Raw genomic sequence first — 7,087 nt, forward strand, 5'->3', positions numbered from 1 at the left:
GATCAGGACTCCGAGTCCCTCTCCCGCCCCGGGAGAGGGTGGCCCGCAGGGCCGGGTGAGGGGTTCGCCACGGCGACCGGCCGCCTCAGGACGGAGGTTTCGTCCAGGCGCGCCTTGATCGTCGTCAGGACACCGTCGAGGTTGTCGCCGACATCGTTGTTCCAGAACCGCATGATGCGAAAACCGGCCTGCTCCAGCATCCTGGTGCGCCGTTCATCGTGAGAGGCGCGCTGCTCCGCATGCTGGCCGCCATCCAGTTCGATGATCAGCCGGTGATCGTGCGAGACGAAGTCGACGGTGAAGCCGAATATAGGTTCCTGACGGCGGAATTTCGCCCCCAACTGGCCGTTCCGCAGCTTCTGCCACAGCATTTTTTCCACTTCCGTGGAATCGCGGCGGAGCACGCGGGCGCGTTCGGTTTCCTGAGGAGTTGGGAGACGTTTGGCTTGGATGGAAACGTCCGTGACGGATAGCCCCTCACCCTCCCCGCCTGCGGCGGGTCCCCTCCCTCTCCCGGGGCGGGAGAGGGCGCTTTGCGCCCGTTGTGACGAGATATCTCCCCGCCGCCACATCGTCCAGCTGGCGCGGTGGTGCGCGTGGCAGATCGCTATGGCCAGCGCGTCGGCGGCGTCCGGCGAGGCGATCTCGCAGCCGGGCAGCAGCAGCCGCACCATCGTCTGGACCTGCGCCTTCTCGGCGCGGCCCTGACCGACGACCGCCTTCTTGACCATGTTGTTGGCGTATTCCGCCACCGCCAGCCCGGCCTGGGCCGGCACCAGCAGGGCCACGGCGCGGGCCTGCCCCAGCTTGAGCGTCGAGACCGCGTTGTTGTTGACGAAGGTCTCCTCCACCGCCGCCTCGTCGGGGCAGTAGCGCTCCACCACCGCCGACAGGGCGTCATGGAGCTGCACCAGACGCTCGGCCAGCGGACAGCGGTCGTCGGAATGCACCGCGCCGTCGGCGACGTGGCTCAGGCGGTTGCCCGCCACGTCGATGATGCCCCAGCCGGTGTGGCGCAAGCCGGGGTCGATCCCCAGCAGCCGCACCGGCGAAGGCACCGTCGCCTCACTTCGTCCTGCCCGCGCAAACACGGCACCCGCTCTCCGCTTGCAAGACCCGCGTTCAGCTTACGCGGTCAGCTTCTGCATCAGCTCGTCGGAGATGTCGAAGTTGCCTTCGACCACCTGGACGTCGTCGTTGTCCTCCAGCACGTCCAGCAGCTTCAGCAGGCTGGCCGCGGCTTCCTCGCTCGGCGCGACGGTGTTCAACGGACGCCAGGTCAGGCGCGCGCTCTCCGCACCGCCGAACTTGGCCTCCAGCGCATCGCGCACAATGCCGAAATTCTCCACCGTGGTGGTGACCTCGTGGCCGTTCTCGTCGGATTCGACGTTGTCGGCGCCGGCCTCCAGCGCCACCTCGAACACGGCGTCGGCGTCAGCCGCGGCGGCCGGGTAGAAGATCGCGCCGATGCGGCTGAACATGAAGCTGACCGAGTTGGTCTCGCCCAGGCTGCCGCCGTACTTGGTGAAGCTGGAGCGCACTTCCGCGGCGGTGCGGTTGCGGTTGTCGGTCAGCGCCTCGACGATCAGGGCGACGCCGCCGGGGCCATAGCCCTCGTACCGCACCTCTTCGTAGTTCGCGTCGTCGCCGCCGCCGGGCGTGCCCTGCTTGATGGCGCGATCGATGCGGTCGCGCGGCATGTTCTGCGCGCGTCCGGCCAGGATGGCGGCGCGCAGGCGCGGGTTGGCCGCCGGGTCCGGCAGGCCGCTCTTGGCGGCGACGGTGATCTCGCGGGCGAGCTTGTTGAAGATCTTGGACCGCTTGGCGTCCTGCGCGCCCTTGCGGTGCATGATGTTCTTGAACTGGGAATGACCGGCCATGGGTCGAACGAGCCTCGAAACGGAATTGGTCAATCGGGCGGGGTGAAGCGCACGACACATGTAACAGGTCTGCCGCTCCACCGCACCTTTTCGGCGCGGGAGACGACACCCACGGGATTAGAAAGTCAATATGGCGAGATTGCGGCGCGGCTTGGCCGCAGCCGTGACGGCCTTACTGCGTCCGTTCCGGCAAGGTCGGGCTCAGCCGCCCGCCGATGCGCAGCGGCTCGATGCGGACCGCCAGCCCGGTGCGGTCGTCGGTCTCGACGTAGCAGCCGCAGACGGTGCCCTCCCCCTCCGCCGGCGACAGCCGCTCGGTCGGCAGCTTCCGCACCATCTTGGCGAGCGCCACCTCCTTCTTCATGCCGATGGCACTGTCGTAGTCGCCGCACATGCCGGCATCGGACTGGTAGGCGGTGCCCTTCGGCAGGACCATGTGGTCGGCGGTCGGCACATGGCTGTGGGTGCCCACCACCAGCGAGGCGCGACCGTCGCAGAAATGGCCCATGATCATCTTCTCGCTGGTCGCCTCGCCGTGCATGTCGATCAGCACGGCATCGACACCGCCGGGCCCCAGCCGGTGCGCCTTCAGCACCCGGTCCACCGCGGCGAAGGGGTCGTCCATCGGCTCCATGAACAGGCGCAGCAGCACGTTGACGACCAGCACCTTGCGCCCGCCGCGCGCCTGAAGCAGCACATAGCCGCGGCCCGGCGTGCCCTCCGGGTAGTTCACCGGACGGACGATGCGCGGCTGCTGCTCGATGGTGGAAACCAGTTCCTTCTGATCCCACGTATGGTTGCCCAGCGTCACCACGTCGATGCCGGCCTCGAAGAACTCCTCGGCGATCTTGACGGTGACGCCGTAGCCGCCGGCCGAATTCTCGCCGTTCACCACCGTCAGGTCGGGGTCCAGCTTCTCGCGCAGCATCGGCATATGCGCCAGCACAGCCTCGCGCCCGGACCGGCCCACCACATCGCCGAAGAACAGAATCCGCATCGCCCCAACCTTCCCGATTAGATCGGATCGCGTAAAATCGGCATCGATTTGAAGCGTGAATCCGATCGTCAAATACAAAACTATAGCGCCGTGCGTTTCATATTAAACGCACGGCGCTATAACTCACTTATGAATGCGGAGCGTCTCGCGCTCCGTCACGATCCAGTCCAGCCGCTCGTCATGGCCGTCCACCGGAACCGCCGGCATCTCCTGCGCGGCGAAGGCCACGCCGACAGCGACCACCGCGCCCGGCCGGCCGGCCCGCAGGCCGTCCAGCGTCCGGTCGTAATAGCCGGCGCCATAGCCCAGCCGGTGGCCGGAGCGGTCGAAGGCCAGCAGCGGCACCAGCAGCAGCGAGGGCAGCAGGATCGCACGCCCCTCCGCCGGTTCCCGGATGCCGTAGCGCCCGGCCGTCATCGGCGCCTGCGGGTCCCAGTCGCGGAACAGCAGCGCGGTGCCGCGCGGCCCCGAGACCGGCAGTCCGACCGGATGGCCCAGTTCTTTAAGAAGGAGCAAAGCCGGCCGCGCATCGAGTTCCGAGCCCAGCGGCCAGTAGCCCCCGGCGGCGCCGCGCGGCAGATGGCCGTCGCGCGCCAGTTCGGCGATGCGGTCGCGCACGGCGGCGGAGACGGTGGAGCGGTCGCGGTCGGCGATGGCGTCGCGCCGGGCGCGCGCCTCGCGGCGGGCGGCGTCCTTGGCTTGCGGATCGGTCATCGCGGACTGCGTGCGGAGGGAGGGAACAGGGCAACCCTGGAACAGGGTGGCCCCGGAATAGGGTGGAAGGCGCCGCCTCGGCCGGTGGCCATATGCCTATCCTCCATGGCCTGCATGAGCAGGTGGGCGCCGTGTACCCGGCCCGATGGGCCGGACAGGGACAGCTCCCTAGAGTTCAAGGTTATCGGCCCTGGGGATTATTGCAGCCTGTCGAACCAGGCAGCGGTCCTTCCGTGTACCAATCTAGGCGCGCTCGAGCCGCGCGGCAACCTCTTCGATGCGTTTTGCGACACGATCGAGTTCGCCGGCCACCGCGGCCTCGTCGATTGCAGGGGCGATGCCCTTGCCGGACATCACGTCCTGCAACTCGTCGGCCAGCACCAGACAGGTCATCAGCATCATCTGCGCCTCCGACCCGCTGCGCCCGCCGCCGGTCAGCCGGCGCAGGCGGTCGTCCACATAGGCCGCCAGCTCGCGCAGCCGGCCCTCCTGCCCGTCCTCGCACAGCATGCGGTAGAAGCGGCCGTTCACTTCGATGTCGACCTGCGCCATGGCGTCAGCTCTCCAGCACGTGTTGCAGGCGGGCGATGGCGACCTCCAGCCGCTGCGACACCGCTTCCGCGGTGGCCTGGGCGGTCGCCCGGTCGGCCCGCGCGGTTTCCAGCGCCTGCGACAGGTCCTGCTCACGCCGGACGACCCGCTCCTCGCGGGCGGCAGCCGCATGGTCGAGGCGTTCCACGGCACGGCCGAGGCGGTCGAGTGCGGCTTTCAGGGAATCCATGGACGTCAACCTCGACCTGTGGGCACGTCATGTTCGATGGACAGCGGACCCGGACCGGCTTTTCGCCAAGCCGAGCCGCTGCCTTATCGGAGCGCCTAGAGTTGGGCCGGCACACCGACCGCGTCAACCGTCACGACGGACTCTTCCACCGAATGCCCATACTGAATACCGGGGCGTGACGGAACGTCGCAACCGATGCATCAGTGTCGAACCTTTAACCGGCGCGAGGGCTTCCCACACGGACGAGAGGCCTCTGCCATGCCATTCCCTACCCCAATCCCATGTTGACCTGCGGACGGCGGTTCTGCATGGTGCGCCCGTTTCGCGGCGCCTTTCGGGGTGACCGCGCAACCACCGTTGCCGACGCCGCAACCGCGCCCGACCCGCAGGAAACGCCAGATGTCCGCTGACTCCGCCCAGCCCTCCCTCCACACGATGGCCAGCGCGATCCGCGCGCTCTCCATGGACGCGGTCGAGGCCGCGAAGTCCGGCCACCCCGGCATGCCGATGGGCATGGCCGACGTCGCCACGGTCCTGTTCACGCAGTTCCTGAAGTTCGATCCGAAAAACCCGACCTGGGCCGACCGCGACCGCTTCGTGCTGTCGGCCGGCCACGGCTCGATGCTGCTCTACTCGCTGGCCTACCTGACCGGCTACGAGCGCATGACCATCGACCAGATCAAGCGCTTCCGCCAGCTGTACAGCCTGACCCCCGGCCACCCGGAAGTCGACCCCAGCCTCGGCATCGAGATGACCACCGGCCCGCTGGGCCAGGGCGTCTCCACCGCCGTCGGCATGGCGCTGGCGGAGCGGATCACCAACGCCCGCTTCGGCGACGAGCTGATCGACCATTACACCTACGTCATCGCGTCGGACGGCGACCTGATGGAGGGCGTCAGCCACGAGGCCTGCTCGCTGGCCGGCCATCTCGGGCTGAACCGCCTGATCGTGCTGTGGGACGACAACCACATCTCCATCGACGGCACGACCGACCTCAGCTTCACCGACGACACCCAGGCGCGCTTCCGCTCCTACGGCTGGAACACCATCGCCGTCGACGGCCACGACACCGACGCGGTGTCGAAGGCCATCGCCCAGGCCCGTACCTCCACCGACAAGCCGACGCTGATCGCCTGCCGCACCATCATCGGCAAGGGTGCGCCGAACAAGGCCAACAGCCACGCCTGCCACGGCTCGCCGCTGGGCGCCGACGAGGTGGCCGCGACCCGCACCGCCATCGGCTGGACCCATGAGCCCTTCGTCGTTCCCGACGAGGTGCTGTCCGCCTGGCGGGCCGCCGGGACCCGCAGCGTCGAGGCGTACAACGCCTGGAGCAGCCGCCGCGCCACCCTGAGCGCCGAGGCCGGCAAGGCCTTCGACGAGGCGTTCAGCCATGGCGTGCCGAGCGCGCTGACCGACACCATCGTCGCCTTCAAGCAGAAGATCAGCGCCGAGAAGCCGAGCTGGGCGACCCGCGTCGCCTCCGGCAACACGCTGGAAGTCCTGGTGCCGGCGATCCCGGAGATGGTCGGCGGCTCCGCCGACCTGACCCCGTCGAACAACACCAAGGTCAAGAACACCGCCGACGTGAAGGGCAAGGGCGAGTTCGCCGGCCGCTACGTCCGCTACGGCGTGCGCGAGCACGGCATGGCGACGCTGATGAACGGCATGACGCTGCATGGCGGCATCATCCCCTACGGCGGCACCTTCATGCAGTTCGCCGACTATTGCCGCCCGGCGATCCGTCTGGCCGCGCTGATGAAGCAGCGCACCGTCTTCGTGATGACCCACGACTCGATCGGTCTCGGCGAGGACGGCCCGACCCACCAGCCGGTCGAGCATCTGGCCGCGCTGCGCGCCATCCCGAACCTGCTGGTCCTGCGCCCGGCCGACGCGGTCGAGACCGCCGAATGCTGGCAGATCGCGCTGGAGGCCACCGGCGCCCCGTCGGTGCTGGCGCTGACCCGTCAGAACGTGCCGACGCTGCGCACCGAGCACACCGCCGACAACCTGTCGGCCCGCGGCGCCTACGTGATCGTCGAGGCCGAGGGTGAGCGCAAGGCCACCATCCTCGCCACCGGTTCGGAAGTGTCGCTGGCGGTGGAGGCCCGCAAGGCCCTGCAGGCCCAGGGCATCGGCACCGCCGTTGTGTCTATGCCGAGTTGGGAACTGTTCGAACGCCAGGACGACGCCTACAAGGCGTCCGTGCTCGGCACCGGCGTGCGCGTCGGCGTCGAGGCGGCGATCCGTCTGGGCTGGGACCGCTGGCTGGGCGACAAGGGCGCCTTCGTCGGCATGGCCGGCTTCGGCGAATCGGCCCCCTACCAGGAACTGTACAAGCACTTCGGCATCACCGCCGAAGCGGTCGTGGACGCCGTCAAAGCTCGTCTTTAAGGGCGCGTCTCTGAGAAAAGCCGAAGGGGCGTCCAGCCGAATTCGGGCGCCCCACATCCAACTGGAGGAAGTCATGGCTGTACGGGTAGCGATCAACGGTTTTGGCCGCATCGGCCGTCTGGTTCTGCGCGCCATCTACGAGAGCGGCCGCAAGGACGTGGAGGTCGTGGCGATCAACGACCTCGCCGATCTGAAGGCCAATGCGCACCTGCTGAAGTACGACAGCGTCCACGGCCGCTTCCCCGGCACCATCGAGACCGGTGCCGATGAAAACGGAAATGGCGTGCTGATCGTCAACGGCCACTCCATCAAGGTCGTCCA

Annotated in this window: 8 protein-coding genes, 1 other RNA gene and 1 pseudogene; 2 read left to right on the plus strand and 8 right to left on the minus strand. The window is 68.3% G+C overall.

Annotated features, from left to right (window positions below; genetic code table 11):
* Positions 1-2: 2 nt before the first annotated feature.
* From VH569_RS10820 to VH569_RS10855, 8 genes and pseudogenes are all read right to left on the minus strand, one after another.
* Positions 3-452, minus strand: coding sequence for an endonuclease domain-containing protein (locus VH569_RS10820; RefSeq protein WP_423315343.1), 450 nt, complete (start codon positions 450-452; stop codon positions 3-5).
* Positions 453-503: 51 nt separating this feature from the next.
* A pseudogene (gene ruvC / locus VH569_RS10825) lies at positions 504-1,046 on the minus strand (crossover junction endodeoxyribonuclease RuvC); the annotation flags it as partial.
* 81 nt (positions 1,047-1,127) lie between these two features.
* Entirely contained in the window at positions 1,128-1,880 is a 753-nt protein-coding gene (locus VH569_RS10830; RefSeq protein WP_395458336.1) for a YebC/PmpR family DNA-binding transcriptional regulator, read from the minus strand.
* 172 nt (positions 1,881-2,052) lie between these two features.
* A complete protein-coding gene (locus VH569_RS10835; protein WP_423315336.1) occupies positions 2,053-2,877 on the minus strand; it encodes a TIGR00282 family metallophosphoesterase in 825 nt (274 codons plus the stop codon).
* Between the two features lie 123 nt (positions 2,878-3,000).
* On the minus strand, positions 3,001-3,591 hold the full coding sequence (locus VH569_RS10840; RefSeq protein ID WP_423315337.1) for a 5-formyltetrahydrofolate cyclo-ligase: 591 nt from the start codon (positions 3,589-3,591) through the stop codon (positions 3,001-3,003).
* Positions 3,592-3,656: 65 nt separating this feature from the next.
* Positions 3,657-3,820: non-coding RNA, 6S RNA (ssrS, locus tag VH569_RS10845), on the minus strand.
* Between the two features lie 14 nt (positions 3,821-3,834).
* The gene (locus VH569_RS10850; RefSeq protein ID WP_098740243.1) at positions 3,835-4,143 is read right to left on the minus strand and encodes a cell division protein ZapA; all 309 of its coding nucleotides are present in this window, start codon (positions 4,141-4,143) and stop codon (positions 3,835-3,837) included.
* Between the two features lie 4 nt (positions 4,144-4,147).
* Entirely contained in the window at positions 4,148-4,372 is a 225-nt protein-coding gene (locus VH569_RS10855; protein WP_109448310.1) for a hypothetical protein, read from the minus strand.
* Positions 4,373-4,771: 399 nt separating this feature from the next.
* Here VH569_RS10855 and tkt point away from each other — a divergent pair, with 399 nt between their 5' ends.
* Together tkt and VH569_RS10865 are read left to right on the plus strand one after the other, a co-directional pair.
* Positions 4,772-6,766, plus strand: coding sequence for a transketolase (gene tkt, locus VH569_RS10860; protein WP_423315338.1), 1,995 nt, complete (start codon positions 4,772-4,774; stop codon positions 6,764-6,766).
* A 73-nt stretch (positions 6,767-6,839) separates the two neighbouring features.
* Positions 6,840-7,087 (plus strand): glyceraldehyde 3-phosphate dehydrogenase NAD-binding domain-containing protein (locus VH569_RS10865; protein WP_423315339.1); only part of this gene is annotated, 248 nt, incomplete at its 3' end.

The organism is Azospirillum sp. 11R-A, assembly GCF_049472615.1.
GTDB classification, from domain to species: domain Bacteria; phylum Pseudomonadota; class Alphaproteobacteria; order Azospirillales; family Azospirillaceae; genus Azospirillum; species Azospirillum palustre.

What these genes read in the sequence shown, in the direction of transcription:
- VH569_RS10830 (WP_395458336.1), bottom strand. Translation starts at nt 1,880, where the DNA reads ATGGCCGGTCATTCCCAGTTCAAGAACATCATGCACCGCAAGGGCGCG.
- VH569_RS10835 (WP_423315336.1), bottom strand. Translation starts at nt 2,877, where the DNA reads ATGCGGATTCTGTTCTTCGGCGATGTGGTGGGCCGGTCCGGGCGCGAG.
- VH569_RS10840 (WP_423315337.1), bottom strand. Translation starts at nt 3,591, where the DNA reads ATGACCGATCCGCAAGCCAAGGACGCCGCCCGCCGCGAGGCGCGCGCC.
- VH569_RS10850 (WP_098740243.1), bottom strand. Translation starts at nt 4,143, where the DNA reads ATGGCGCAGGTCGACATCGAAGTGAACGGCCGCTTCTACCGCATGCTG.
- VH569_RS10855 (WP_109448310.1), bottom strand. Translation starts at nt 4,372, where the DNA reads ATGGATTCCCTGAAAGCCGCACTCGACCGCCTCGGCCGTGCCGTGGAA.
- tkt (WP_423315338.1), top strand. Translation starts at nt 4,772, where the DNA reads ATGTCCGCTGACTCCGCCCAGCCCTCCCTCCACACGATGGCCAGCGCG.